At 40.0% G+C, this 250-nt stretch carries 1 protein-coding gene; it reads left to right on the top strand.

Translation table 11 applies throughout. From position 1 onward, the window contains the following. On the top strand, window positions 1–250 hold a 250-nt coding region (locus tag AAEY78_RS14295; protein ID WP_352340089.1), incomplete at both ends, for a hypothetical protein.

Here is a 250-nt window from a genome sequence, read left to right as displayed (position 1 = left end):
GATATAGATGAAGGCGCAGCTAACCAATCAAATCAAGGTATGGTTGAGCAATCAACAAATACTGACACAGTTGAAGTAGCGACAATTTCGCCAGAGCAACGTGCAGAAGAGCAACTTCGTCAAAAATACGAAGCACTTCGTCAAGAGCAAGTAATTTACTTTGATTTTGATAAAGCGACAGTTGAAGGCAAGTACGCTGATTTATTACGCGCACACGCTGAGTTTTTAGTTCAAAACTCATCTGTTAAAG

This window comes from Psychrobacter sp. 16-MNA-CIBAN-0192, from assembly GCF_040309565.1.
Classification (GTDB): Bacteria; Pseudomonadota; Gammaproteobacteria; order Pseudomonadales; family Moraxellaceae; genus Psychrobacter.
Note: the sequence above shows the minus strand (reverse complement) of the source record. Positions and strands in the feature narration are given on the sequence as shown.